This window comes from Terriglobales bacterium (assembly GCA_035651995.1).
GTDB lineage: Bacteria > Acidobacteriota > Terriglobia > Terriglobales > Acidobacteriaceae > DASRER01.
The window spans coordinates 311,173-337,828 of record DASRER010000002.1 but is presented as its reverse complement, the minus strand read 5'-3'; the positions used below and the strand labels follow the sequence as shown (position 1 = coordinate 337,828).

The following is a 26,656-nucleotide window of genomic DNA, read 5'->3' as shown; positions in this document are numbered from 1 at the left end:
GCAAGCTGATGGAGCCGGAGGACCGCGACAAGCTCAAGCTGCCGGACTACGTGGCCGGCATCAGGATTGAGGATGGGCAGCTGGTGGTGGTGGAGCGCTGATCCCATGCAAAATTCACAATGAAAAATGCAAAATGAAGACGCCGCGGCCTGGGTTCTGCGGGCTCATTTTGCATTTTCAGCTTTGCATGGGTGTTACACGAACTCTTCCGTCCGCCCCGTCAGCCGCTCGATTCGCTTCGGAATCGGCGGATGGGTGGAGAACAGGCTGGCGAAGTCTGCCCCGCGCAGCAGCGGCGCCACGATGAACAGGTGTGCCGTTGAAGGCGACGCCACCAGCGGAATGCGGCGCGAGTACGCGTCCAGCTTCTTCAGCGCGCGTGCCAGCGCAAATGGGTTTCCGGTGAAGTGCGCCCCGGTCGCGTCGGCTTCGTACTCGCGCGAGCGCGAGACGGCGAGCTGAATCAGCATGGCTGCGATCGGCGCAAGGATCAGCATGAGCAGCGCGCCCAGCCCGCCGCCGCCGCGGCTATCGCGCTCGTCGCGGCCGCCGTACCCGCTGAACATCGCGCCGTACGCCGCCATACGCGCCAGGAACGTGACCGCGCCGGCCAGCGTGGCTGCGACGGCCCCGATCAGGATGTCGCGATTGCGCACGTGTCCCAACTCGTGCGCCAGCACGCCTTCCAGCTCCTCGTCGTCGAGAATGTCGAGGATGCCCTGCGTCACCGCCACGGCCGAGTGCTTCGGGTTCCGTCCCGTCGCGAAGGCGTTGGGCGAAGGAGACGGAACCAGGTAGATCTTGGGCATCGGCAGGCCGGTGCGCTGCGTGAGGTTCTCCACCACGCGATAGACGCGCGGCAGTTGCTCGCGCGTCACCGGACGCGCGCCGCTCATCGCCAGCGCCAGCTTGTCCGAGAAAAAGTAGGAGACAAAGTTCATCACTGCCGCGATCACGAAGGCGACAACCAGCCCCTGCTGCCCGCCAAAGTAGTCCCCCAGGAAGAGCAGCAGCAGCGTGAGCGCGCCCAGCAGCAGCGCGGTCTTAAATGCGTTTCCCATAGTCGCAGATACGAATTCCGGCGGCCGTCCGTTCCAGGCGCGAGCCGCTTACATTCATTAGATGGCGTCTGGCGGTCCGCGATTCAGCCCGGGCCTACTTGGCCAGGGCCACGTCGGTCACGGCCAACCACATGAATTCGAGGAACTTCCCCAGGCCCTCGACGGAAGCCCGCTCGTCGTTGCCGTGCACCCGGCGGCGGTCGTCGTCGGTAGAAACGTTGCCCAGGCCGTAGGCCTGCACGCCCTTGGCGCGGAGCTGGGCCGAGTCGGTCGCGCCGGTGCCCATGGCGGGCAGGGTGACCGCCGCAGGAAACACTTTCTTCTGTGCCCGCTCGAGCGCGGCGAACATTTCCGTGTTCACGCTCGAAGGCGGAGACGTGGGCCGCGCGCCGTAGTTGTTCTTCACGATCTCGATCTCGGGATCGTTGATGAGCTGGCGCATCTTCTCCAGCAGCGCGTCCATGTCTTCGTCGGGCAGCGAGCGGATGTCGAGCGTCGCCTCAGCGTCAGCCGGGATCACGTTCGTTCGGAAGCCGCCCTTCACGATGGTCGGCACGATCGACGTCCGCAGCATGGAGTAATACACCGGCTTGCTGAGTCGCAGCTTCTCCTGCACCGCTGGGTCTTCCACGTTGCGATAGAGGGCTGCCTCATCGGGCGGGCTGATGGTCGCCAGCCGCTGGAAAAACAATCGCGTGGTTTCGTTCAGCCGCGCCGGTGGCTGCCACTCGCCGAACTTGCCGACGGCCGCTGCCAGGTGGACCACAGGATTGTCCGGGCGCGGGATCGAGGCGTGCCCGCTCGAGCCCCGCGCGACCAGCCGCGTGGTGCGCGGAACTTTTTCCGTCGTCCCGATCTGCACGTCGGTAACTTTGCCATCCACGTTGTGAATGCTGCCGCCCTCGTTGAGCGCGAACTCGGCCTCAATCTTCTCCCAGTGCTCCTTCACCATGTAGCCGATGCCAAACTGGCTGGTGCCTTCCTCGCCCGCCTCCGCCAGGAAGATCACGTCGCGATCGAGCGGCGCCTTCATGCGGTGCAGCAGCAGGACAATCTCCAGGCAGGCGCTGACCATCGCCTTGTCGTCCGACGCGCCGCGCCCGTACAGATAGCCGTCCTTGATCACGGCGCCGAACGGGTCCACCGTCCACTTGTCGCGCTCCACCCCTACCACGTCGAGGTGGCCCATGAGCAGCAGTGGGCGCTTTTTGCCGTTCCCCTTCAGCCGCGCCACAATGCTCCCGCGCCCCGGGGCCGACTCGAAGATCTCCGAAGCAATGCCTTCGCGGTCGAAGATTTCCTGGATGTGCCGCGCCGCCTTCGTCTCATTCCCCGGCGGATTCGACGTGTCAATCTTGACCAGGCCGGCCAGGATCTGCACTGCCTCGTCGCGCGCCGCTGCCAGGTCGGGCGCGGCGGCCTTCTGGGCCGGCAATGTAACGCTTGCCAACAGAAAAACGGCGGGAACGAGCACGAAACGCAAACGCATGATGACCTCGCGGTAATCAGCAGAGCGCGCCAGACTAGCAGCCCGCTGGTAACGGTCGCAACTGAGCCCGCAGGGCGGAAGGGCTCTTGTGGCGTTGTCATCCTGAGCGCAGTCGAAGGACCCCTATTGGACCTGACCAGCTCGGTAGCTGTAGGGACTCCATCGACTCGCGCGCGCTCAGGATGACCTGGATGAGGGGTGGCGCAACCTGAGAAAACCTAAACCTTCGCGGTCTTCTTCCCGCGCTCCAGCGCGCGCCGCATGGTCAGATCCAGCGCCGCCTTGGCTTCGGCGTAGTCCGCCGGCGAAATGCTTCCCTGGGCGCGATCCACTTCCAACTGGAACAACTCTTCCTTGAGCGCGTCCATGATGGCCGCGGAGCGCGCATTGCCATTCGCGGAAGCCGGGGTCGCCGTTCGCGCCACTCCGCGGCCCTGCACCGCCGTCGCAGGCGTCGAGCTCGGCGCCGGTGCACTCGCCGGCCCGCGCCGCAGCACATACACCGCGCCCGCTGCCAGCGCCAACGCCAGCGCTCCCAGGATGTACCACCGATACTGCTTTAGCGGGTCCGGCTGCTCCGACGGCGGACCCAGCCCGCCGCCGGGACGCGCGTCGTTGCTGGTCGCGCCCGCCGGCTCTTCGCCGCCACCCTGCTGCTCGCGCGGAAACTCGCCGCTGCCCGAGATGCTGAACGCCAGCTTGTCGCCCGCCTTCACGGCCGTAGCGACCTGCGTGTTCGCGCTCGCATCTTCCTGCATCGGCGAAAATTGTTGCCGATCGGCCGGCCTGAACTCCATGGACTTGGGCAGCATCACCACGAAGTGCTCCATGTTGTAGAGCGCCGTCGGCGCGAAGCTCGCCTTACCGTTGTAGGGCAGGTGGTAGCTGAGCTGGAAGCGCGTCTCGCCGGGGCGCAGCGGGAAGACGTAGTAATAGCGGCCCTTCTTTCCTTCATCCGGAACTGGCGAGGATGTAACCGGCATGCCGCCCGGCCCCGCGGCCATCGAGCTGTCCACCACCGCGCCTTCGGGGAGATCGAGTTCGAAGGTCTTGTCGGACATCAGCGTCTTCGGCGGCGACGAATCATTCTTCAACGCGAACAGCTCGATGACCTGCAACTGATCGCCCGTCGCCGAGAAGCGCACAACGTTCACCGTGGCGGAAATGCCGTCCAGCTTCGGCGCGGCGTCGTACACCTCGACGTCCGCGGTCGTGGTTCCCGGAGGCGCGGCCTTGTGGTAGTTCACGCCGCCGTGGCTTACGCGCACCAGGTGCGGCGCGCCGGCATCGCTGACCTTGAGCGTGAACTGGCCGCGCGCGTCGGTCTTGGTGCGCGCAATCTCGTCCATGCCCTGGCTCAGACGCAGCAGCACCACGTCGTCGCCGGCGGCCGGCTTGCCCGTGGTGGCATTGGTGACTTTTCCGGTGATGTCGCCGGATGCGGCGGCCGAGAGCAGCACCGCCGATGCAAGAACTCGCAGCAAGAAAAAAGATGGCTTCATGAACAGGTCTCGGCCGCAACAGCTTCAGGGTCGGCTTCCAGGCGCTCGATCTCGGCCAGCAGCGCCACCGCTTCGTTTTCCAGCGACGCGCGCATTGCCTGGTAATCGGCTTCGGGCAGCTTGCCGGCCTGGTACTCGAAGTTCAGGTCGCGCAGATTCTCGTAGACCACGTCTTTACGCTCGCGCAGAAATGCGAGCCGCGACTTTTCCGCTCCCGCCGTGTCGTTGTCGCGCAGGTAGAAGACATAGACCGCGACGGCCAGCGTCATGGCAGCGCAAATGGCGGCGATCATAGTTGCGTCTCCTCGCGTGCGCGGCGGCGCAGCGCCTCCACGTCCATGCCGGCAATGTCAATCTCGCCCAGATCGGCGCCGGCGCCGCGCGTTACCACGCGCCCTTGCCACCGGCGCGCGAACATCACCGCCAGCCACGTCCCCGCGGCCAGCACGGCGAACGGCATGATCCAGGCCACGCGATTGAACCCGGTCGTGGTCGGCGCCGAGAGCACGGTCGCGCCATACTTCTGCACAAAGCCTTGCAGCACCAGGTCGTCGCTGTCGCCGCGCGTAAGCGCCGTGCTCAGCTCGTTGCGCATCCTGTCGGAGTAGGTGCAGCCCACGTGATTGCACTCCAGCAGGATCTGGTTGCATCCGCACGCGCAGATCATCCGATGTCCGAGTGAATTGAACCGCGTGGCGTCATCGCCTGCGCCCATGGTGAGAACCAGGAGGAGCGCGACGGCCGCGACCGCGGCGAGCTTCTTGTTCTTGGCCAACGGCCAGCGACCAATGACCGACCACCGCATCAGTCCCCCGCTCCCACCGGCACCTGCTCATGCCGCGCCCGGGCCGGCGCGGTCACGCGTGCCGCGGCAAGGTTCGGCAGCAGCGCGAACACCGTTCCGGCCACGACGATCCACACGCCCGTCCAGATCCACATGACCAGCGGATTCACGCGCGCCTTGATGATCGGCCGGCCCGTGTCGGGATTCCGTCCCGCATAAATAAGGTAAAGGTCTTCGCGCGGCGTCGAGCGGTTCGCCACGATCGTGCTCGCCGTCTCGCTCGCCTTGTAGAAGCGGCGCTCGGGAAACATCTGCCCCACCTGCTGCCCGCCCTTGTAGACGTCGAGGATCGCCCACTCGTTGGAGTAGTTCGGATTGTCGTCCTGCGTATACGACCGGCAAACCATCGTGTAGGAGCCGATGGTCATCTGGTCGCCGTAGCCCAGCTCCTGCTCTTTGTCCTGATTGAAGGCGGCGCCGGCGAAACCGATCATGATCACCACCACGCCGAAGTGCACGATGTATCCGCCGTAGCGGCGCGTGTTGCGGCGCGCCAGTTGCAGCATGGCCGCGGGCAGCGGCTGGCCAGTGTGCCCGCGGATCACGCGCCCGCCTCGGATGAATTCGGAAATCACGATCGCCGCCACCAGCACCGACAGCGACACCGCCGTCAGCGAGTAGAACTGCGCGATGTCCTGCCACGGCCGCACCCCCATCGCGATCTGCGCCACGGTCGCCACCATGGCGACCAGCACCGGCCAGGTGAAGTTGCGCTTCAGGCTCTCGGCGCTCGTCTTGCGCCACGCCAGCAGCGGACCAATGCCGGTGAGCAGCAGCAGCAACATGGCGATGGGAATGTTTACGCGATTGAAAAATGGCGGGCCAACCGTCACCTTCGTCCCCTGCACGGCTTCCGACAGCACCGGGAACAACGTTCCCCACAACACCGCGAAACACGCCGCCAGCAGCAGCAGGTTGTTGAACAGGAAACTTGACTCGCGCGACACCAGCGACTCCAGCCAGTGCTCGCTCACCAGGTGCGAGCGGTTCTTCAGAAAGAAGAACAGGCACGTGCACATCGTCAGCGCGAGAAAAACAATGAACCAGTTGCCAATCGAAGATTGCGCGAACGCGTGCACCGAACTCACCAGTCCGCTGCGCGTGAGGAACGTGCCGAAGATCGCCAGCAGGAACGTGGCGAAGATCAGCCACATGTTCCACACCTTCAGCATGCCGCGCTTCTCCTGCATCATGACCGAGTGCAGGAAGGCCGTGCCGGTGAGCCAAGGCAGCAGGGAAGCGTTCTCCACCGGGTCCCATCCCCAGTAGCCTCCCCAGCCCAGCACCGAGTACGCCCAGTGCGCGCCGAGAAAAATGCCGCAGGTGAGAAACAGCCACGTCACCATCGTCCAGCGGCGGGTGATGTGGATCCACTTTTCGCCGGGATACCGCATGATCAGCGCGCCCAGCGCGAACGCAAAAGGCACCGTGAATCCCACGTAGCCCAGGTAGAGCATGGGCGGGTGGATCACCATCTCCGGATACTGCAGCAGCGGGTTCAGCCCGTTGCCGTCGGCCGGCGGGTTCGCCACCACCGCGAACGGATGCGCGGCAAAATTCATCAGCAGCAGGAAGAAGACCTGCACCGCCGCCAGGATCACGCTGGCGTGCGCCACCAGCCGCGTGTCCACCCTGTGCCGCAGCCGCAGCACCAGCCCGTACGTCGCCAGCAGCCACGACCAGAACAGCAACGAACCTTCCTGACCCGACCACAGGGCCGCGAACTTGTAGGGCGCCGGCAGCGCGCGGTTGGAGTGGTGGAAGATGTATGCCATTCGAAAATCGTTGGTGAACGCCGCCGTCACCAGGCACACGACTGCGGCCGTCAAAACGAACCAGGTGGCGATTCCCGCGCGCCGCGCGGTCTCGCCCAGCCGGTCAATGCCGGCGGAGGGACGCATAAGTGCCAGCGCACCCGCGCCCAGGCTGTAAACCGCCAGGGCGAGTCCCAGAAGCAGGGCGAAGCTGCCAATTTGCGGCATGAAAAGGCCCCAATATCTTTTCAGAGATTCCGGGATGCAGCAAGCGCGCGCCCGCTGGAATCCAGCTCCGGAAGCGCTCTGAAAGCAGCTTACGGGAAGCGAACGCATCCGGCTGTGAGGCGCCTTACCGGCGTGCCCGGCCAGAAAGCGACGCGCCAGGGATGGCGCTTGCCTGACAAAACGCCAGCTCGCTAGCGGGCGGCCGCGGGCCGGCTCTGCCGGACGGCAGCAATCAGCTCCTCTGCCGGGCAGGGCTTGAACAGAAACGTGACCTTCAGGCCCGCGTACTCACCTTCGGCCCACGGAAGCCCGGTGATGACGATGACGGGAACGTTAGCGTCCATCTGCCGCAGACGGCGCACGAATTCCACGCCATTTTCGCCCGCCAGCAGATGATCGGTCACCACCGCCTTGAAGCCGCTGCCGGCCTTGAACAGATCCAGCGCCCGATCCAGCGACTCGGCCGTCGCCACGCCGTATCCCGCCTGCTCCAGCACCATGGCGCGCACGCGCAGTTGCAGCGCGTCGTCGTCGAGCAGCAGGACATGTTCCTTGCCGTCAGCGGTCAATGGGCAGCCTCAGCAAACCTTTCTCAAGGCACAAGTCTCCTCGGGCGGGAACTACTTCGGCGCGGATTCCTGTTTATGCGCTTCGCCCGCGCACTTCGGCTTCGGCCAGCAGCCAGTCCTGCTCGGCCGATCCATCCTGGCGGCCGCGCTGTTCCCACAGCTGATACGCGCGCACGCGGATCATGTCTTCCACCGGGATTTGCGTGCCGTTCTCAGGCGCGGTCTTGGCGGATTTTACCCGGGACGTGGTAGCGCGGGGCGTGCGGACTCTCTTCGGCGTACTCGACACGGCAAAAACTCCTCTGCATTTGAGGGGAAAGTCTCGCACCGGCACGGGCCGGCGCAGGAACAAGTGCAGATCGATCCAAATATACCGCGTTTGCTTGTGGATTTCAGAGTCAGCACTCAGCACTCAGCAATCAGCATTCAGCCTCTGCGCGTACCCGGCTGAAGGTGCGCACCCTCGCCGAAGCCGTTCAGGGGCTGACTGCTGACTGCTGAGTGCTGACTGCTAATGGAAATCGTGCGACACCGTCTCCGCCTGCGTCACGCTGAGCGGCCGCACGCGGTCGGCTTTCACGGAAACAACTCCATCCTGGTTCTGCAGCGTGCCCTCAATCAGCAGAAATCGCTCGCTGACCAGCAGAAACCGGTTCTGGTCGAACAGATCGGGTGTGATGATCGCGTTAGAGATTCCCGTTTCATCTTCCAGGCTCAGGAACACGAAGCCGCTTGCCGTTCCCGGCCGTTGCCGCGCAATCACGCATCCCGCCGACTTCACTTTCTTGCCGTGCGGCAGCTTGGGCAGATCGATCGCGCTGCGCACGCCCATGCCGGCAAGTTCGCGGCGTCGAAACGCCATGGGATGCGGCCCAACGGTCATCCCCGTGCCGTGATAGTCGGCCACCAGCCGCTCTTGGTGCGTCATCGGTTCCAGCGGCGAGTCTGCGTCTTCGCCGTGCTCGTGCGGCGCCCGCGGCACTCGTTCGAGCAGCGGCCCCGCCGGACGCGTGGCCCGCTCCACCTGCCAGAGGGCATCACGACGATGGGAAAACAGGTTGCCAGTTGCCGGTTGCCAGTTGCCGGTTGCGGATCGTTGTTCGTTTCTCGTTTCCCGTTTCCCGAGGCGGCCAAGACGCTCATCACGCTTGCTTTCGCGACGCGCCGTTGCAGTTTGCGGATCTTCAGGATGGCAACGCGGCTCGAAGCTGACTGATTGCTCTTCTCGTGAAACGTGAAACGGGAAACGGGAAACGTAACTGGCAACTGGCAAACGGCAACTGGCAACTGAGTTCAGCGCCCCAATCTCGGCCAGCATCAGCAACTCCGGGCGCCGCAACTCAGGCACGCGCAGCACCAGGTCATCCACCGAGTCGAATGCCCGCTCCCGCCGCGCCCGCACCAGCGCCTGCGCCGCCTCCTGGCGCATCCCGCGCACGTAGCGCAGCCCCAACCGCACGGCGAGAGCTTCTTCACCGCGGAGACGCGGAGACACGGAGATGCAGGGCGTTTCGAGTTTCGCGTTTCGAGTTTCGCGTGGCCCCGATGACGCGCGCGAAACGCGGAACGTGGGACCTGAAACGCCTTCCTCTGCGTCTCCGCTTCTCCGCGGTGAAAGCGTTTTTTCCAAAGTGCAGAGCCATTCCGAGCGGCAAACATCCACCGGCAGCACGCGCAGCCCGTGGCGTTGCGCGTCTTTCACCAGCGTGGCCGGCGCGTAAAAGCCCATGGGCTGATTGTTGAGCATGGCGGCGGTGAACGCGGCCAGGTAATGGCACTTCAAATAGGCGCTCGCATACGCCAGCAGCGCGAAGCTGGCCGCGTGCGACTCGGGAAACCCGTACAGCGCGAACGACGTGATGGCGTGCAGGATTGCCTCCTGCGCCGCCGGCTCGATGCCGTTGCGCTGCATGCCCGCGCGCAGTTTCTTCTCCACGTCCACCATGCGCGCTTCGGCGCGTTTGAAGCCGAAGGCGCGACGCAGTTCTTCCGCCTCGCCGCCGGTAAAGCCAGCGGCAATCATGGCCATGCGCAGCAGCTGCTCCTGGAAGATCGGCACGCCCAGCGTTCGCTCCAGCACCGGCTCCAGCGACGGATGCGGATACTCCACTTTCTGCCGCCCCTGCCGCCGCTCCAGGTACGGGTTCACCATCTTGCCCACGATCGGCCCCGGCCGGATGATCGCCACCTGCACCACGATGTCGTAAAACCGCTCCGGCTTCATGCGCGGCAGGCACGACATCTGCGCGCGGCTCTCGATCTGGAACATGCCGACGGTGTCGGCTTTTTTCAGCGCCGCGTAGACCTCGGGATCGTTGGCCGGCAACTGGGCGAGATCGACATCCTCTTGATAGTGATCGCGGATCAGCCCAAGCGAATCTTCGAGCACAGCCATCATGCCCAGCCCGAGCAGGTCCACCTTGATGATGCCCATGTCGGCGCAGTCGTCTTTGTCCCACTGCACCACCACGCGCCCGGGCATCGACGCCGGTTCCAGCGGCGCCACCGAATCCAGTTGCCCCTGGCAGATCACCATGCCGCCCGAGTGCTGTCCCAAATGCCGCGGCAGGTCCTGCACGCGCAGGCACAGCTCAAAAAATTTCCGCATGCGCGGGTGCCGCAGGTCGAACCCCGCCTGCCGGAACTGGCGCTTCAGCGTGTCGTCGGGATCTTTGTATTCCCACGAGCCGACCAGTGATGACAGTCTGCCCGTCGTCTCCTCATCGAAGCCCAGCGCCTTGCCCATCTCGCGCGCCGCCAGCCGCCCGCGATACGTGATGACGTTCGCCGTCATCGCCGCGCCCAGCTTGCCGTAGCGCTCGTATACGTGCTGAATGACGCGCTCGCGCCGGTCGCCCGACGGCAGGTCGAGGTCGATGTCGGGCCACTCGCCGCGCTCTTCCGAGAGGAAGCGCTCGAACAGCAATTCCATCCCGACCGGATCGACCGCGGTGATCCCCAGCGAGTAGCACACCGCGCTGTTCGCCGCCGAGCCGCGCCCCTGCGCCAGGATCCCCTGCTCGCGGCAAAAGCGCACGATGTCCCACACGATCAGGAAGTAGCCGGCCAGCTTCAGCTTTTCGATCAGCGCCAGCTCGCGCTCAATCTGACGCTTCGCCCGCGCCCAGAGATTGCGGTCCGAATCCGTTCGCGCGCGGGCCTGATAACGCTCGCGAGCGCCCTCTTCCGTCCGCTTGCGCAGAAACGACATCTCCGTTTCGCCGTCCGGCGCCGGATAGCGCGGAAACTCGTATCCCAAATCCGCCAGCGAAAATTCCAGCCGTGAAGAAATTTCTTCCGTCGCCGCGATTGCCTCCGGCAGATCGGCAAACAATCGCGCCATCTCCGACGGCGGCTTGATCCTGCGCTCACCGTTGCGCGCCAGTAGCCGCCCCGCTCCGTCGAGCGTGGTGTGCGCGCCGATGGCGGTAAAGACGTCGAGCAGTTCGCACTCTGCTTCCGTCGCATGACACACGCCGTTCGTGGCCACCACAGGCAGCTTCAAACTGCGCGCCAGCCCGAGCGCCGCCTGGTTGCGCGCTTCTTCGTTGCGGTCGAAGTGCCGCTGCAACTCGACGTACACGCCCTCGCGCCCAAAAATTTCTGTCAGCCCGGCAAGGCACTCGCGTCCCGCCTCTTCGCCGCCCGCGCTCAGCGCCGCCGCCAGCGGACCTTCAGGGCCGCCGGTCAGGCAAATCAATCCGCTGGAAAACCCGGCAGCTTCCTCCAGCGTCGCCGACGCGAACGTCTCCGGACGCGATTCCAGCGGAATCTTCGGCGCGCGGAGCTTCATGCGGGTGATCAGACGGCAGAGGTTCTGGTAGCCGCCGCGGGAGGCAACGAGGAGGGGAAGGCGGAAGAAGGTTTCACGTTTCACGCTTCTGGTTTCACGTTGCTCATCAGGAGCGGTTCGGGAAACGTGAAACGGAAAACGTGAAACCGACGTAGTCACTTCCGCCCCGATGTGCGCCTTGACCCCCAACTTCTTCGCCGCCAGATGAAACCGTGGCGCGCCATAAACGCCGTCCCGGTCCAGCAGCGCCATCGCCGGCATGCCTTGCTCAGCGCACACGCCGGCCAGCGCCCCCGGAAGCGACGCACCCTCCAGGAAGCTGAATGCGGAGCGGGCATGGAGTTCGATGTAGCCCATTGCGATCGCGGAACTGTGGAACTGCGGAATTGCCGAATTGAGCCGCTGCCTAAAATTCGGCAACTCCGCAATTCGTCACTTCGGCAAACGAATCAGTCATAGATGCCCTCCACCAACCACCTCTCGCGCTCCCGCTCCCGCTCCCGCACCAGGCGATAAATTTCCACGCCATCACCAGCGCGCAGCGCGATGTCCCATTCGTCACGAAAAAAATTTCGCGTTTCAAGTTTCAAGTTTCGGGTCGCGGCGATCGGTTCGGAAGAGCGGCTTTGGCCGGAGACTGGAAACTGGAAACTGGAAACTGTTCTTTCCCACCACTCCCCGTTCGTGCGCCACGGCCCGGCGCACCACAGCACGCGCCCGCCGATGGCGTCTTCCGCCTTCTCGCCCAGCCGGGGCGCGCAGCGCGCCCGCACCGGACGCCCGCCGCTCACCTCCACCACGGCCTCCAGCGGCGGACGAAACATACGCAGCGCCAGCCGCGGCATTCGCTCGCCGTTTTCCATCGTGTCCTTTGGGTTCCGACTTTGACTTTGATTCGGCGCGAACTCCCGCATCGCAAACGCATCCGCGCGATGCGTGTCCAGCAATTCCGCCGATCCCAGGTTCCCCTCGCCCACCACGCCGGCCATGCGCGCCAGCATGAGCTGCAGTTTTTCCGGCGCGGGCGTCGCCGTCGCAAACAACCCGTGCTGCGCCACCTGCGGACGCGCGGGCCCGGCCCGCAGCGCAACCTTGATCACCGGCGCTCCCGGCGGATGCGCGTTCAAATCGAGCTGCAGCAGCTTCAGGAAGGTGCGCGCATCGCGCATGGGCACGGGCAGAGGCAGTGTGCGGACGTGTTGCTCACCACGAGGGCGCGAAGAAATTTCGAGTTTCGAGTTTCCAGTTTCAAGCTGTTCTGCGCCGGAGTTTTTCGAAACTGGAAACTGGAAACTCGAAACTTCGTCCGTCTGGTCGAGCGTGAGGCAGAGTGTCAACTCGTTCGCCGCCAGCGCCCGCGACGACAGCCGCGCGCAGAGCTGCTCCAGCATGCGGTTCAGCACGAACGCCAACGGCTCCAGCAGTTCGATCGGATGCTCCAGCTCCACTTCTTCTTCAAACACGAGCGGTAGCTCCGCCGGCGTGAGCGTCACCGTGCCTTCGCCGCGCGCCCAGCGTTGCAGCAACACGCCGCGCTGGCCCAGCCGCTGTGATAGCGCCGGCGTGGGCAGAGCGGCCAATGCCCGCAGCGTGCGCACGCCCCATCGCTCCAGCGACTCCAGCATCTCCGCGCCGCTTGGATCACTACCGCCGCCGTGGCTGCCCCATCCTTCCGCCTTCTTTTGGCGAAGGCTGGGGATTTCGGAATTTCCCGCCGGCGGCTCCATTACCAGCACTTCGACCGGCAGCATGCCCAGCCGCTGCGCCTCTTCGCCCGGCGCGATCACGGTGACGCCGGCAAACCCGCGCGCCGCATGGATCGCCGCCTCGCGGTTGGCCGCCACCGCGACGTTCGCTTCCAGTCCCATCTCCGCGACGCGCCGCGCCGCGTCGCGCGCAATCGCAGCCGGCGGCCCGAAGATGCGTTCCAGTCCCTGGATGTCGAGCAGCACCGTGTCGGCCGCAGCCGCTTCCACGCGCGGAGAAAACGCGTGCGCCGCGTCGAGCAGCGCCGCGTGCGCCGCCGCCTCCCGGGCCTCCGCTCGCTCGCGCAGCACAACACCCGGCAGCGCTTCAGCCTGCATCTTGGTCATGCCCGCTTCGATTCCAGCCAGCCGCGCCGCCGCGTTCATCGCCGCCACTCGTGCCAGCGGCGGCTTGCCCTCCAGCACCGCCAGTGGACGCGAGCGCAGCTCCGGCTCCAGCCGCATCGCGGCCGCAGCAATGAAATCGGGAATGTACAGCGCACATAACATCGAAAACGATTGGGACTTGCTGTTGTCATCCTGAGCGAAGTCCGATCCCGCTCTGCGGGAGAGGACGAGTCGAAGGATCCCTACTTAACTGGGAATGCCGACGGGAGCCCGTTCCGCGTCAAGCACCGCAGCCAAAGCTAGTAGCCGGCAGCGACCTTGCTTTCCCACTCCGCGCTCGCCGCCCGCGGACCTTTGCGCGCGATCACGCCGCGTTCGGCCGAATTCCGCAGCACATGTGCGCGCACGCCCATGCTCTCCAGCAACTGCGCATGCGCCGGCGCGCTCTTTGCCGGACACGAGCCTTCGCGGGCTGAATGCTGATTGCTGATGGCTGCGTGCTCCGCCAGCAGCCGGTAGCCGACAGCTGACAGCTGCGTTCTCACCACCAGCCCTGCGCAACTCTGCGTTACCGGCCCGGCTCCCACCAGCACCAGCGCCGACGCCGTGTCTTCCACCGCGCGCCGAAAGCGGAACCACGACGCCAGCGGCACCCTTCGCGCGGCCGCCGCCGGCACGCCCGCCAGGTCGATTGCCACCAGCGTGAAGCCGCCGCCTTGCAGCACCAGGTCGGCGATCTTCAACGCCTGCTCCACCCGGCGTAGCCATGGCGCCAGCGGCGAGCGCTCGGGAAACAGGGAAGCCTTGCGCCGCGACTGTCCGCCCCGCCCGCAGCGCACCCACAGCAGCTGCTTCAGCTTCACGCCCGCCGCCGCCGCCGATTCAGGATGAAAGCAGTCGCCCGCGTCCACCAGGCAGCAGAACTCGCCGCGCCGCGTCGAGGCGGCCAGCATGGCCAGCAGCAGGCTGGTGCGACCTGAAGATGCGGCGCCGCAAATCTCGGTGACCGCGCCCCGAGGAATGCCGCCGCACAGCGCGTCAAACTCGGCCACGCCGCTCGCCAGCGGCGGATCGGCGGCGCGCCGCCTCGGCGTCAGCGCTCCGGGAATGCGCTCGGCCAGCGCGCGTTCCAGTTCCTCGCGCACCTCGGCGGCCGAGCGCGCCCTCGGGCGCGCCACATCCGGAAAGACAGCAGGGAAGACGGCAGGAGCGGGGACCGCGGCTGGCAGCGACATCAGGAACCTCAAATCCGGCGCGAAGCGCAGCTACTCAGAGGTGAGTAGTTTTCGCTTTTTGTTCGCCTAAGGGACTTGGATTCTGCGCCCCCTCGCCGCCGTTGTCAAGTGCCAGAAAATTGTGCAATGGCAGCACTCAGCACTCAGCAGTCAGCATTCAGCCCCCGATCGCCTTCTGCGAACAAGCAAGCGTTTTTGCCGGGATGTGCAAGGGCTGACTGCTGAGTGCTGAGTGCTGCCTGAAAAGCCGCGTCCAGAGGGGCTTTTCACGGGGTACTAGGGTTTTCGGAGGATGTTTTCCGCCGCCTTCGGCTGCTATGCTCGACCCAGCTTTTCGGTGAAATCTTTTCATGCTGATCTCAGCCCCCGGTCGCATTTTGCTCGTCAATGGTGACGCCACCGTGCAGCGCCTCCGCAAGATCATGCTCCGCCAGCGCGGATACAAAGTTGAAGGCGCGCGCACCCTCGGCGAAGCCCTCAACATGCTCACCGTTGGCGAATTCGCGCTCGTCATGGTCGATGTGGGCCACAACGCCGCCGAGGCGCTCGAGTTCTGCGAACAGATCAAAGCCACGAATCCGGCGCAGAAGCTTGCCTTGATCGCCAACCACACGCTCTATCTGCCATCCGAGGCTTGTCCCGACGAGGTCCTCAGCAAACAGGACGGCCCTGAGCAGTTCCTCAGCAGCGTGGACCAGATGATTCAGCGGGTTTGAGCCGCGGCACGCGCCGCCCGGCGGGCGTCGAAATTCCAAGTCGGCGGCGCAGGTTGGACGGGCGCAGCCACATTGAGCTGCGCCCTGAAGGCAGGAGAAACGCACCGAATGGGTGAACGTCCTGCTAGCTGACGCGCAGAGTATTCCCGCACCCCATCCCGCGAAAGATTCCTCTCGTAACTCCGCGCGCCGCAAAACAGTAACCGCCGCAGTGTGACCCGGGTTTTCTCTCCGCTATGCGCTTCCCCGCTCCGCGTGAAACATGAACCTTGAAACTTTAAAACTCGAAACCTGCTTCTCTAGTCCCCCGCCGACCGCGCCGTCCGGCTCGCCACGAAAGGCGTTTCCTTTACGCGCGCCGGCTTTCGTCCGCTGAGCACGCGCAGCCACTCCATGCCGGAATCGAGCAGCAGGCCGGCCGAGAGCGCCACCAGCAGGGCCGTCACCACCGCGTCCAGCCGGTCGTTGAAGATCAGCCGCGCGACTTCGCCCGTGGGACTCCCGCCCGCGGCCTCGCTCAACTGCCGCGCGTGCGCCAGGAACCCGATCCGCGGGTTCGGATTGAAGATCTTGTGCCACGAGGCGGTGAACGTCACCGCCACCAGCCACAGGAGCGGCAGCAGCGTGACGAGCGCATAGCGCATCTTGCCCGTTTTTTCCTTTGCGGTCTTGATGATGATGGTGGTCGCCACGCACATGGCCACCGTCGCCAGCAACTGGTTGGCGATGCCGAACAGCGGCCACAGCGAGTTGATGCCGCCGAGCGGATCTTTCACGCCCTGCCAGAGAAAATATCCCCAGGCCAGCACCATCATGGCGCTGGTGGCGATGATGCTCGGATACCAGCTCGTCCGCCCCAGCGGCTTCCAGATGTGCCCCAGCGCGTCCTGCAGCAGGAAGCGGCCCACGCGCGTGCCGGCATCGAGAATGGTGAGGATGAACAGCGCCTCGAACATGATGGCGAAGTGGTACCAGATGGCCATCACCGCCTGTCCGCCCAGGCTGCGCGCAAAAATGTTGGCCATGCCCACGGCGAACGCGGGCGCGCCGCCGGTGCGGTTCAGCATGGTCTTCTCACCCACCGCCGCCGCGAGAGCGTTGATGTCGGCGGCCGAAACCGGAAACCCCCAGCCCGAAATCGTCGTCGCCGCCGCGGCCGCGCTCTCGCCCACAATCCCCGCCGGGCTGTTGATGGCGAAATACAAACCCGGCTGCAGCACGCACGCCGCGATGATCGCCATGATGGCCACGAACGACTCGGCCATCATGGCGCCGTAGCCGATCATCTGGCTCTCGGTCTCGTGCGTCACCAGCTTGGGCGTGGTTCCGCTGGAGATCAGCGAGTGGAAGCCGCTCACCGCGCCGCAGGCGACAGTGATAAACGCAAACGGGAAAATCTTGCCGGCAAAGATTGGCCCGGTGCCGTCAATGAAGCGCGTCAGCCCGGGCATGTGCAGCGTCGGCCGCAGCACGATGATCCCGATGGCCAGCAGCAGCACCGTTCCCAGCTTGATGAACGTGCTCAGGTAGTCGCGCGGCGCCAGCAGCAGCCACACCGGCAGCGCCGAGGCGGCAAAGCCATAAAGAATGATGGCCACCGCCAGCGTGGGCGCGGTCAGCGTGAACGCCGCCGACCATGTCGCCGAGTGTGCCACCGCCTGCCCGCCCCAGATCGCGGCGAGCAGCAGCACGAAGCCGATGGCCGAGGCCTCCACCACCTTCCCCGGCCGGATCGAGCGCAGGTACACGCCCATCAGCAGCGCGATGGGAATCGTCATGGCGATGGTGAACGTGCCCCACGGGCTCGACTTCAGCGCGTTGACCACGATCAGCGCCACAACGCCCAGCAGGATCACGATGATGGTGATGATGGTGGTGAACGCAATGGTCCCCGAGAGCCCGCCAATCTCCTCGCGCGCCATCTGCCCGAGCGACTTGCCGTCGCGCCGGATGGAGAACAGCAGGATGACGAAGTCCTGCACGCATCCGCCCAGGATCGAGCCGGCCAGGATCCACAGCGTTCCCGGCAGATAGCCGAACTGCGCCACCAGCACCGGCCCCACCAGCGGCCCGGGCCCGGCGATGGCGGCGAAGTGGTGTCCGAAGACCACCCACTTGTTCGTCGGGCAGAAATCGCGGCCATCGTCGAGGCGCTCGGCCGGCGTGGCGCGCAGCTCGTCGAGCGCCAGCAGCTTGGCCGCGATGAACTTGGAGTAGAAGCGATAGCCGATGGCGTAGCAGCACAGCGCCGCCGTCACCAGCCAGGTGGCGCTGATCGGCTCGCCGCGATGGATGGCGATCACCGCCACGCAAAGCGCGCCAACGGCCGCAATCGCCGTCCAGATGAGGGTTTTAAGAGCCGTCTTCACGAAGTCGAATGTTAACGCGAGTTGGCCCGTAGCCGATTGCCGAATTGCCGAACTGCGGAATTGCCGAATTGAAACCCAACTGCCCCGTCGAACTGTCAAAGTTTGGCACAGCGCGTGCGCCACCCCCCGGTACCCGCAAAATCCGGTCTTTGAGAATCAGTGCGTTAGCGGAAAAATGTTTCCAGGTCTTTGAGTTTGCAGGAGTTGGAGGCAAAGTATTCAGAACAAAAGACAATGTCTTATAGCTATAGTCCGTGAGAGTGTTGTAGCTTGAATATCGTGCCCGGCTGTGGAAGGGCAAGCGCAATGTTGCGACATTTGTCTTTTCGCATTAACGAACGAACTCCAGGCAGCGGCGGCGTCGAAAAGCTGTGCTAGAGTCCAGCAGGAATGAATAAGAACCAGCTCTATTACGGCGACAATCTCGATGTTTTGCGCCGCTACATTGGCGACGAAACGGTTGATCTGATTTACCTCGATCCGCCGTTCAACAGCCGGCAGGACTACAACGTGCTGTTTGCAGAGCGCGACGGCACACGCTCCAGCTCGCAGATTCAAGCCGTTCGAAGACACGTGGGAGTGGAACGTTGAGTCGGAGCGCAGCTACCACGAAATGCTGGAGCGCGGCGGCCGCGTAGCGGATGCCTTGCGGGCGTTCCGCACGTTCCTAGGCCACTCCGACATGATGGCGTATCTGGCGATGATGGCTCCGCGGCTTGTGGAGCTGCATCGCGTGCTGAAGGTGACCGGCTCGATTTACCTGCACTGCGATCCGACGGCGAGTCACTATTTGAAGATGCTGATGGATGCGGTGTTCAGGCCGCAATACTTCGTCAATGAGATTGTCTGGAAACGTAGTAGCGCTCACAGCGACGCAAAGCAGGGCGCCAAGCATTTTGGTCGAGTAAGTGACACGATACTGTTCTGCTCCAAGTCCGACGCGAGAACCTGGAACCCGCTCTACACGCCATACGATCCGGAGTACATAGAGCGCGACTATCGCCGTGTGGACCCGGACGGACGGCGCTATCGAATCGACAATCTTCAAGGGCCCGGCGGTGCCGCGAAGGGCAACCCGCAATACGAGTTTCTTGGAGTAACCAGATACTGGCGCTATACAAAAGCCAAGATGGAAGAGCTGTATCGGCAAGGACGAATCATTCAGACGCGACCTGGTGCAGTGCCTCAATACAAACGGTACCTCGACGAAATGCCGGGAGTGCCCGTTCAGAACGTGTGGGTGGACATCCCTGTTATCAACAACCGTTCGAATGAAAAGCTCGGGTACCCCACCCAGAAGCCGGAAGCGCTTCTAGAGCGGATCATTTCGGCCAGCAGCAACGAGGGTGAGGTTGTACTCGACCCGTTCTGCGGCTGCGGGACGGCGGTTGCAGTGGCGCAGCGCTTAAAACGGCGCTGGATCGGCATTGATGTTACGCACCTCGCAATCAATCTCATAAAGAAGCGCCTCGCGGATGCGTATGGCGCTGCCGTGCGCGACACCTACGAAGTAATTGGAGAGCCATTGGATGCAACGGGCGCAGCGGAACTCGCGAAGCAGGACCCGTATCAGTTCCAGTGGTGGGCGCTGGGGCTTGTGGGAGCGAGACCGGTGGAAAAGAAAAAAGGCGCCGATCAGGGCATCGATGGTCGTCTCTACTTCCACGACGATAAGAGCGACACGGCGCGGCAGATCATCTTTTCAGTCAAAGCGGGGCACGTGAACGTTTCGCAAGTACGCGATCTCCGCGGTGTGATTGAGCGTGAGAAGGCGGAGATTGGAGCGCTGATTTGCCTGGAAGAGCCGACCGCTCCCATGAAGAAAGAGGCGGCAGAGGCGGGCCTGTACAAATCAGAGGGCGTCGGGAAGCAGTATCCGCGACTGCAGATTCTTACGATCGAGGAGCTTCTGAACGGGAAAGAACTCCAGTATCCGCGTCTGCTGGAGGTGACGTTCAAGAAGGCCCCGAAGGCGAAGGCGGCACAGGCGGCGAACATGAATTTGCCGCTCGGAACGGATGAAGATGTGCCTTTCTAGTCCGCCGCTCTGTCTCCGTGGTGAATCGAATCCGGGACAGAAGTCTGGAGTCGTGGTGGCGTGCCGACGGGCGAGGGCGCCCGTCGCTACAACGTGGACGGCGCAGCCTAGCGGCCGTCCTCGCCATTGACCGAGGCAGGCAGAATCTTCAGCGCAGAGACGCGCGCACCGGCAGGCCCTTTGTGCGTCCTTCGTGCCCTTTGTGTGAGGCTTTTGACCTTGTCGCCCACCGCGAACGAAGCCCGAAACACGTGCCCCGCCGTCAACCCGCCGATCAGCTTGTAGTTTCCCACCGCTGCCAGGCCCATGCTGGCCATGCAGCCGCACTGGGAGCAGTCGGGATCGCCGCCGAACTGGCAGGGCGTGACGCGCGTCTTCAAATCAGCGGAGATCGTGTGTGTCGTCTTGGCGAAGATGCACTCTTCCGGCGACTCCGGCGGGCGGGCGAACTCGCGGATGACGGAGGCGCGCATGTCGAGCTTGGGATACGCCTCGCGCAGCTTCAGCAGCAGCTCGATGGTCTGCGCTCTTTCTTCGGGCGTGAGCACTTCGGGGGACATCGCGCCGCGCTGCGGCGTGAAGAAGCTGAACCACACTTTGCCGATCTCCGGACGCGGCGTCCAGAAGGCGAGGAAGTCGTTCAGGTAGCCGGCGCGCTTCACCATCTGCCCGGTCACGGTGCAGTGGATGATCACGCGGTGTCCGGCGATGTGCTTCAGGATGCGCTCATAGGTCGCCGGGCGCCGCCGCAGGTCGTGCTCCGGCTGGAGGCCGTCAATCGAGACGGCCACGGTGAACTTGTCGCGGAACGCCTTCCAGCTCTCCGGCAGCGGACGCACCGCGCTGGTCACCACCTGCACGTGGACGCCGCGGCGGCGCAGCTCGGGCACGATGACCTCGAGTTCGCGGTATCGCACCAGCGGCTCGCCGCCCACGAGGGAGACGTGCAGCGGCCGGTACTCGTCCACCACGCCCAGCACGCCGGCAATCAGTTCGTCGCCCTTCTTGTCGGCGAGCCGGCGCAAATTGACGCCCGTGCCCAGGTGCATGTCTTCGTAGGCGTAGCATCCCGGGCAATGCAGCGGACACTCGCGCGTAATTTCAATGGAAAGGGTGGGGCGAATGCCGCGCAGGATGCGGCCCCAGGCTTGCACCACTTCGGACTTCTTCACTGAATGGCCCTTCTAGCTGTGGCGGGGCGCGCCCGCCGGTGCGCGACTTACCGGCGGCCGCTTTCCGCCCGCCGGACTGACCTGCTATGAATTGATCGAGCCTCTTCCGTGGAATTGCGGGCCGTTGCTGTGGATTGGATGCAGAAAGGGCGCGAGCGGCTGGAAATTACCGGTGAAAATCAGGGTTGCGGGAGATTTACACGAAATTAACCTTACGGTTACCTGCTTTTTATCCCGCCCGCTTAAGGTGAAAACTCAATACATGGTGGAAATACCGGACGGCGTCGAACCTGGCGTCCGTCCTTCCAGCTTTCGACCGACTTTTTACTCAAGGGGTATCCATGCTGGCCGTGACCCGTGTCCCGCTTCCGCCAATCCCGCCGCGCGACGTTCCTGGCCTGATCGAGGTTGTGCAGCCGGTGGTCGATGCCTCCGTCCGCGCCATTGTGCGCGGCGACCGGGCCCTGGCCTGCCTGTCGATGTTGCAATCCTGGGAGTTCGCCGACGGCGACGCCTGGGGGGTTCCCACCACGCAGCCGGTGGTCGACGGCAGCGAGGCGAGCCCGAGAGTGACGGCGGCCGAGCTGCACCTGCGCGCTTCGTTGCTTCGGCTGGGACGGGCGGCGCGCTGTGCGTCCGAATCGGTAACGGCGCGTGAGCCGCTCGTGGCTCTCCCGTCGCTCGAGCCGCTGGCCATTGCGGTGGCGCACCAGTGCCGCCGCGTGCTCACTGCGGTGCGGCATCGCGACACGCTCCTCGCGCAGCACGCCCTGGAGTGTCGTCTCGCCGATCAATGGACGCTGGAGGTGATGGAGGCAGCGTTCCGCCGGCGCGGTTCAGCCAGCAGCGTGTCGGAGATCGCCTGGGAGCTGGGTTCGGCAAACAACCTCGCGCGCATCGCCGATCGCGCCACCCTGGTGGCCCGCGACGGGCTGGCTTGGATGGCGGGAGGCCAGCCGCCACGCGCCGCCAGGTGCGCCTGACAGCGTTTCGTTCAGTAAAACAGCGGCCGGCGGTCCGGCTGTCCAGTGACTGTGCTTTCCGGTATTATCCCGGTGCGTTCATCCTGGTTTTCTGAGGCCAGCGCGATGAGCAGCACGCCCCGCTCAAGTTCTCCCGTTCGACCCTGGTTCAACTCGTGGCGTCTCTGGAAGGCGACCAGGAATCTGAGCCCAGGCAGGCGGATGAACTGATGGAGCGCATTGTTGCCCTGGCCGAGCGCAACGACTTCGACAGCCTGAAGAGTTACGAATTCATTCGCGTGGGGCAATACCGCGAAGTGAGCTGGTCGTAAGCGGGGCGGCGTCCACCCGGCGCTTTTCTCTTGAATGCGTGTGGTCACTGTGCCAGCGGCGATTCCACTGCTGCTCTGTGCCGCCGTGCTGGTGGCCGGAGCCGGGGCGCAGACTCGCGTGAGCAGTCGTCCGTTCGGCAAGACTCCCGATGGCGTGGCGGTCGAAGCATTCACCCTTTCGGACGGGCGCGCTGAAGCCACCGTCCTTACGTACGGCGGCGTGGTGCAGTCGCTGCGCGTTCCTGACCGCAAAGGAACGATGGCCGACGTGGTCCTCGGCTTCGACACGCTCGAGGGCTACGGGACCGAACAATCCGCACTTCGGGTCGCTCATCGGGCGTTATGCGAACCGCATCGCCGGCGGCAGGTTTTCGCTGAATGGCGCCGGCTACCGTATTCCCACCAACAACAACGGCAACGCGCTTCACGGCGGGCCGCTCGGCTTCGACAAGCTGGTCTGGAAGGCGAAGCGCATTGGCAACGGCGTCGAGCTGGAGCACACCAGTCCCGACGGCGACCAGGGATTTCCCGGAACGCTAACGGCAGTCGTGCGCTACACGCTCAGCGGCGGCGCATTGAAGATCGAGTACGGCGCGACCACTGCCAAGCCCACGGTCGTGAACCTGTCCAACCATTCTTATTTCAATCTGAGCGGCGGCGCGTCGGCAGACGTGCTGGGACACGAGCTGACCATCCACGCCGCGCGCTTCACGCCGGTGAATGCCACGCTGATTCCCACCGGCGAGCTGCGCCCGGTCGCCGGCACGCCGTTCGATTTCCGCCAGGCGCGCCGCGTGGGCGAGCGCATTGACGAGAAGGACTCGCAGATCGAGGCCGGACGCGGCTACGACCACAACTTCGTGCTCGACAGTCCCGGCAAGCTGCGCGTGGTCGCCGAGCTGTACGAGCCCGGCTCCGGCCGCGTGCTCACCGTGAGCACGACCGAACCGGGCGTGCAGTTCTACACCGGCAACTACCTGAACGGCAGCGCCATCGGCAAAGGCGGGCGCAGCTACGGCCGCCGCGCCGGACTGTGCCTCGAGACGCAGCATTTTCCGGACTCGCCCAATCATCCGGACTTTCCTTCCACCGTGCTGAACCCGGGCGAGCGTTTCCACAGCGTGACGATTTTCGCTTTCTCCGCGCGCTAAATTCGGGAATCATTGCGCCGCATCGCGCATCCACTAAGCAGGGGTGATCCTGTCGCCCAGGAGGAGACCGATGCCGCACGCCCGCATATCAGGAATCGAAAAGAAAGACGCCCCGTGGCACCTGCGCTGGTTCTACGGCGTTATGCGCCGCATGTTCGGCAAAGACCTGACGCCGGCCAAGCTGCAGATGCGCGTGCCCGGCGTGGTGTGGGGCGGCATCCTGATGGAGGTGGCGCTGGGGCGGAGGCGGCGCGTTTCGCTGCGCTACATCCAGCTCGGCAAAGTGCGGACGGCGGCCCGCGTCGGCTGCCCGTTTTGAGTGGACATCAATTCTGCCGTGGGCAGAAAAGCCGGGCTCTCGGATGAAAAGCTGAAAGCCGTGCCGGGCGCCGATTTCAGCGTCTTCACCGACGTCGAACGGCTGGTGATCGAGCTGGCCGACGCGATGGCCAGCACGCCGTCGAACATCTCGGACGAACTGTTCGCGCGGCTGCGGGCGCAATTCTCCGAAGAGCAGCTGCTGGAGCTGGGCGCGCATCTTGCCTTTGAGAACTTCCGCGCGCGGCTCAACCGGGTGTTTGACGTGGGCAGCGACGAGCTGTACCAGACTGGCATAGCGGCGTAAAGACGCAGAGACGCAGCTGGCTGCGCTTCCGCAGCTAAATGCTCACTGTCGCGCCGGCGCGATGGGATAATACCCGCGCTCCAACCCTCAACCGCGTGGGCCTTCTGGAAAAATCGAAACCGCTCCTCGCTGCCGTGCTTTTGGCTTGGGCGGTAGTCGCGGCAGTCTATCTCTCTCGCGAAACCGCATTCGTCAGCGACGTGCGCTGGTGGGGATACGACCTGCTGGTCAATCTGGCGAGTCCCGCGCCGCGCGCGGCCGGCATCGTGGTGGTGGACTTCGACGACGACACTGTCCTCACGCTCAAAACCTGGCCCGTCCCGCGCACCGTCGTTGCCGACGTGCTGCGCCGCGTCGCCGCCGGAAAGCCCGACCTGATCGGGCTCGACATCCTGCTCACCGAGGCGCGTAACGAGAAAGGCGACCAGGAACTGGCGGCGGCAATCGCCGAAGCGCAGAACGTGATCGTGGGCAGCGTGGCGGGCTCGGCGGGAGTGCCGGCGCAAAATCCGCTGCCGGCGATCTGCGAGGTTGACGAGCAGGCGGCGTCGAACTGCAAGGCGGGCGCGGCGCTCGGCGTGGGCTTCATCAATATGCCGGTGGACGACGACGGCTTCATCCGCCGCATGTTTCTGCTGCCCGCCAGAGATTCCAACGTGCTCTCGTTTCCGGCGGCGCTGGCGGTGAACTTCCGCCGCACGCCCATCGAGCCGGTGCCCGGCCAGCCGCGCATCCGCTTCGGTCCAGCAATGATTCCGCTCGCCGAACAGAACTTCAACACCGCGCTGATCGGGACGTGGAGCCCGCAGCCCGCGCGGACTGTTTCGGCGCGAACCCTGCTTCAGCCGGGTTTTGACGCCTCGCAGTTCGCCGGCAAAGTCGTGCTCATCGGGCAGAGCAGCGCGGCTGGCGCCGACCGCCACACCACGCCGCTGTTCCGCCGCCGCTATGGCGGCGTGCGTCCGCAACTGGCCGGCACGCAGATCCAGGCGGCGTCGCTGAACTCGCTGCTCACCGGGCGCGTCGTTGCGCCGGTCTCCGGACGCGTGAACTGGGCAATCCTGATCGTGGTGGCGCTGGTGGCGATGTTCGCCATCGTTACCCGGCGCGCGGCGGCCGGTGTCCTCACCACGCTCACGCTCATGGCGTTGCTGATCGGCGGCGCGCAGGCGGCGTTCACTCTCGGCCAGCGGTGGTTCGACTGGGTCCCCGTCGAATTCGCTTTGCTTCTCGGGCTGCCGGTTGGATACGGCTATCGCTTTCTGCGCGAGCAACTGCTGCACTCGGCCACGCAGCGGGAACGCGCCGAGCTGATGGGCCTGTTCTCGCGCTACGTCGCGCCGGAAGTCGCGGCTGAGATCTGGGACCGCCGCGGCGAGGTGGTGCTCGCCGGCAAGGAAGTGGTCGCCACGGTGCTGTTCAGCGACATCCGCAACTTCACCCGGAACACAGCCGGCAAGCCGTCGGCGGAAGTGCTGGCCTGGCTGAACGAGTACTTCACCGCCATGGCGGAAGAAATCCAGGTTCGCGGCGGGTTCCTGAACAAGTTCATCGGCGACGGCATCATGGCGGTCTACGGCGTGCCCATCAGCCAGGGCGCCGAGGCCGACGCCTGCGCCGCCGTCGAAGCCGCGCTCGCCATGGTCGAGCGCGCCGCCAAGCTCGCAGCCGAGCACGCCGGCGATCCGGCGTTTCCGCGCGATTTGCGCATCGGCGTGGGCATTCACACCGGTCCGCTGACGGCCGGCAACGTGGGCGCGGCCACCCGGCTGGAGTATTCCGTGATCGGCGAGACGGTGAACCTGGCGTCTCGACTGGAGAGCGCGAACAAAGACCTGGGCACCGACATCGCCGTGAGCCCGGCGACCTATGAGCTGGTCAAACACAAGTGCGCGCTCGCGCCCGCCGGAGAAGTCGAGGTGAAGGGGTTTGAAGGTAAGATTCTCATCTACACCGCCGCGGCCGCCGATGCCGCCGGGACAAAGTAGGGGGTCGTCAATGGGCGCGCTTCGTCTGCTTGCTTGTGTTCTGTTTTTGACTGCGATTTCTTTCGCGCAGGCGAAGCAAGCTTCACCTTCGCCGCCGCCGCCGCCGGCCAAGCGTCCACGCGTCAATGTGGACCTGGCGAAGTTCGAGCGCGCCGACGCGGCCGCGCTGGCCAAGCAGGCCACCGTGGGCGGCGCCACGCGCGGCTCGGGCGACCGCTTCCCCCAGCCGCTGGCGCCCATGTCCGCCAAGTCCTACACGACGACGCCCGTGTTCGCCTGGACGTATCCGGGGCCCACGCGCAAGTTCGTCTTCACGCTGAATGACGCCGACGGCAACGAGCTGCTGCGCGAGTCGGTGAACGGATACGAGTACCGGGCCTTGGCGTCGGCGGGATTGGCGCCGGGAAAGCGTTACACGTGGACGGTGCAGCCGGAGTCGGCAACTTCGGGCCCGCCCTCTCCGGAACTGACGATGGAAATCGTCGGCGGCACTGAGCGCAAGAACCTTGAAGCAGCGCTGGCGAACGCCGGCGGCGACGACACGCGGCGGCTCCAGGCGCTGGTGGACGCGGGCGTCTGGTACGACACGGTCGCGGCGTTGAACGAGATGATCGCGGCGCATCCCGGCGATGCCGACCTGCTGGAGTTGCGCGGGCATGTGTTCGAGAAGAGCGAGAATACCAGGTCGGCGGCGCAGCGGGATCTGCAGAGGGCGGGGGAGCTGAGGAAGTAGGC

General features: G+C 64.9%; 23 protein-coding genes and 1 pseudogene. 11 read left to right on the top strand and 13 right to left on the bottom strand.

What is annotated here, in order from left to right:
• Positions 1-194: 194 nt before the first annotated feature.
• The 11 genes from VFA60_01680 to VFA60_01630 all read right to left on the bottom strand — a co-directional run bounded on the left by VFA60_01680 (position 195) and on the right by VFA60_01630 (position 14,568).
• Entirely contained in the window at positions 195-1,061 is an 867-nt protein-coding gene (locus VFA60_01680) for a zinc metalloprotease HtpX (protein HZQ90483.1), read from the bottom strand.
• Positions 1,062-1,155: 94 nt separating this feature from the next.
• Positions 1,156-2,550 (bottom strand): M20/M25/M40 family metallo-hydrolase, encoded by a 1,395-nt coding sequence (locus VFA60_01675; protein HZQ90482.1) that lies wholly within the window; start codon positions 2,548-2,550, stop codon positions 1,156-1,158.
• A gap of 218 nt (positions 2,551-2,768) precedes the next feature.
• On the bottom strand, positions 2,769-4,052 hold the full coding sequence (locus tag VFA60_01670) for a carboxypeptidase regulatory-like domain-containing protein (protein ID HZQ90481.1): 1,284 nt from the start codon (positions 4,050-4,052) through the stop codon (positions 2,769-2,771).
• The gene (locus VFA60_01665; protein ID HZQ90480.1) at positions 4,049-4,345 is read right to left on the bottom strand and encodes a hypothetical protein; all 297 of its coding nucleotides are present in this window, start codon (positions 4,343-4,345) and stop codon (positions 4,049-4,051) included. The genes VFA60_01670 and VFA60_01665 overlap by 4 nt, the downstream gene beginning before the upstream one ends.
• A complete protein-coding gene (locus VFA60_01660) occupies positions 4,342-4,857 on the bottom strand; it encodes a cytochrome c-type biogenesis protein CcmH (protein HZQ90479.1) in 516 nt (171 codons plus the stop codon). Before VFA60_01660 ends, VFA60_01665 begins: the two co-directional genes overlap by 4 nt.
• The gene (locus tag VFA60_01655; protein HZQ90478.1) at positions 4,857-6,878 is read right to left on the bottom strand and encodes a heme lyase CcmF/NrfE family subunit; all 2,022 of its coding nucleotides are present in this window, start codon (positions 6,876-6,878) and stop codon (positions 4,857-4,859) included. Before VFA60_01655 ends, VFA60_01660 begins: the two co-directional genes overlap by 1 nt.
• A gap of 191 nt (positions 6,879-7,069) precedes the next feature.
• Positions 7,070-7,447: a response regulator gene (locus tag VFA60_01650; GenBank protein ID HZQ90477.1), complete on the bottom strand. Its 378-nt coding sequence runs from the start codon at positions 7,445-7,447 to the stop codon at positions 7,070-7,072.
• A 73-nt stretch (positions 7,448-7,520) separates the two neighbouring features.
• Positions 7,521-7,736, bottom strand: a complete 216-nt coding sequence (locus VFA60_01645) for a DUF2934 domain-containing protein (GenBank protein ID HZQ90476.1) — start codon at positions 7,734-7,736, stop codon at positions 7,521-7,523.
• Positions 7,737-7,958: 222 nt separating this feature from the next.
• The gene (locus VFA60_01640) at positions 7,959-11,597 is read right to left on the bottom strand and encodes an error-prone DNA polymerase (GenBank protein ID HZQ90475.1); all 3,639 of its coding nucleotides are present in this window, start codon (positions 11,595-11,597) and stop codon (positions 7,959-7,961) included.
• A 92-nt stretch (positions 11,598-11,689) separates the two neighbouring features.
• Entirely contained in the window at positions 11,690-13,495 is a 1,806-nt protein-coding gene (locus tag VFA60_01635) for a hypothetical protein (GenBank protein HZQ90474.1), read from the bottom strand.
• A gap of 137 nt (positions 13,496-13,632) precedes the next feature.
• Positions 13,633-14,568: a hypothetical protein gene (locus VFA60_01630; GenBank protein ID HZQ90473.1), complete on the bottom strand. Its 936-nt coding sequence runs from the start codon at positions 14,566-14,568 to the stop codon at positions 13,633-13,635.
• Between the two features lie 350 nt (positions 14,569-14,918).
• Between VFA60_01630 and VFA60_01625 the strand changes: the two genes are divergently transcribed.
• Complete coding sequence (locus tag VFA60_01625) at positions 14,919-15,284, top strand: hypothetical protein (GenBank protein ID HZQ90472.1); 366 nt, start codon at positions 14,919-14,921, stop codon at positions 15,282-15,284.
• A 299-nt stretch (positions 15,285-15,583) separates the two neighbouring features.
• Here the strand turns inward: VFA60_01625 and VFA60_01620 are convergent, their stop codons facing one another.
• Complete coding sequence (locus VFA60_01620) at positions 15,584-17,653, bottom strand: carbon starvation CstA family protein (GenBank protein HZQ90471.1); 2,070 nt, start codon at positions 17,651-17,653, stop codon at positions 15,584-15,586.
• Positions 17,654-18,043: 390 nt separating this feature from the next.
• Between VFA60_01620 and VFA60_01615 the strand changes: the two genes are divergently transcribed.
• Both VFA60_01615 and VFA60_01610 read left to right on the top strand, forming a co-directional pair.
• Positions 18,044-18,244 carry a hypothetical protein gene (locus VFA60_01615; GenBank protein ID HZQ90470.1) on the top strand — a complete coding sequence of 67 codons (201 nt, stop codon included), beginning with the start codon at positions 18,044-18,046 and terminating at the stop codon, positions 18,242-18,244.
• 22 nt (positions 18,245-18,266) lie between these two features.
• The gene (locus tag VFA60_01610; protein ID HZQ90469.1) at positions 18,267-19,691 is read left to right on the top strand and encodes a site-specific DNA-methyltransferase; all 1,425 of its coding nucleotides are present in this window, start codon (positions 18,267-18,269) and stop codon (positions 19,689-19,691) included.
• 107 nt (positions 19,692-19,798) lie between these two features.
• Here the strand turns inward: VFA60_01610 and VFA60_01605 are convergent, their stop codons facing one another.
• Entirely contained in the window at positions 19,799-20,863 is a 1,065-nt protein-coding gene (locus VFA60_01605) for a radical SAM protein (GenBank protein HZQ90468.1), read from the bottom strand.
• Between the two features lie 341 nt (positions 20,864-21,204).
• Here VFA60_01605 and VFA60_01600 point away from each other — a divergent pair, with 341 nt between their 5' ends.
• From VFA60_01600 to VFA60_01565, 8 genes and pseudogenes are all read left to right on the top strand, one after another.
• Positions 21,205-21,846, top strand: a complete 642-nt coding sequence (locus tag VFA60_01600; GenBank protein ID HZQ90467.1) for a hypothetical protein — start codon at positions 21,205-21,207, stop codon at positions 21,844-21,846.
• Positions 21,847-22,001: 155 nt separating this feature from the next.
• Positions 22,002-22,157 (top strand): hypothetical protein, encoded by a 156-nt coding sequence (locus tag VFA60_01595; protein ID HZQ90466.1) that lies wholly within the window; start codon positions 22,002-22,004, stop codon positions 22,155-22,157.
• A gap of 34 nt (positions 22,158-22,191) precedes the next feature.
• Positions 22,192-22,434 (top strand): annotated as a pseudogene (locus VFA60_01590) (galactose-1-epimerase).
• Positions 22,349-23,308, top strand: coding sequence for an aldose epimerase family protein (locus VFA60_01585; GenBank protein ID HZQ90465.1), 960 nt, complete (start codon positions 22,349-22,351; stop codon positions 23,306-23,308). The pseudogene VFA60_01590 and the gene VFA60_01585 overlap by 86 nt, the downstream one beginning before the upstream one ends.
• Positions 23,309-23,378: 70 nt before the next feature.
• Entirely contained in the window at positions 23,379-23,627 is a 249-nt protein-coding gene (locus tag VFA60_01580) for a hypothetical protein (GenBank protein HZQ90464.1), read from the top strand.
• 18 nt (positions 23,628-23,645) lie between these two features.
• Positions 23,646-23,933: a hypothetical protein gene (locus VFA60_01575; protein HZQ90463.1), complete on the top strand. Its 288-nt coding sequence runs from the start codon at positions 23,646-23,648 to the stop codon at positions 23,931-23,933.
• A gap of 134 nt (positions 23,934-24,067) precedes the next feature.
• Complete coding sequence (locus tag VFA60_01570; GenBank protein HZQ90462.1) at positions 24,068-25,921, top strand: adenylate/guanylate cyclase domain-containing protein; 1,854 nt, start codon at positions 24,068-24,070, stop codon at positions 25,919-25,921.
• Between the two features lie 46 nt (positions 25,922-25,967).
• Positions 25,968-26,654, top strand: a complete 687-nt coding sequence (locus tag VFA60_01565; protein ID HZQ90461.1) for a DUF928 domain-containing protein — start codon at positions 25,968-25,970, stop codon at positions 26,652-26,654.
• Positions 26,655-26,656 lie beyond the last annotated feature (2 nt).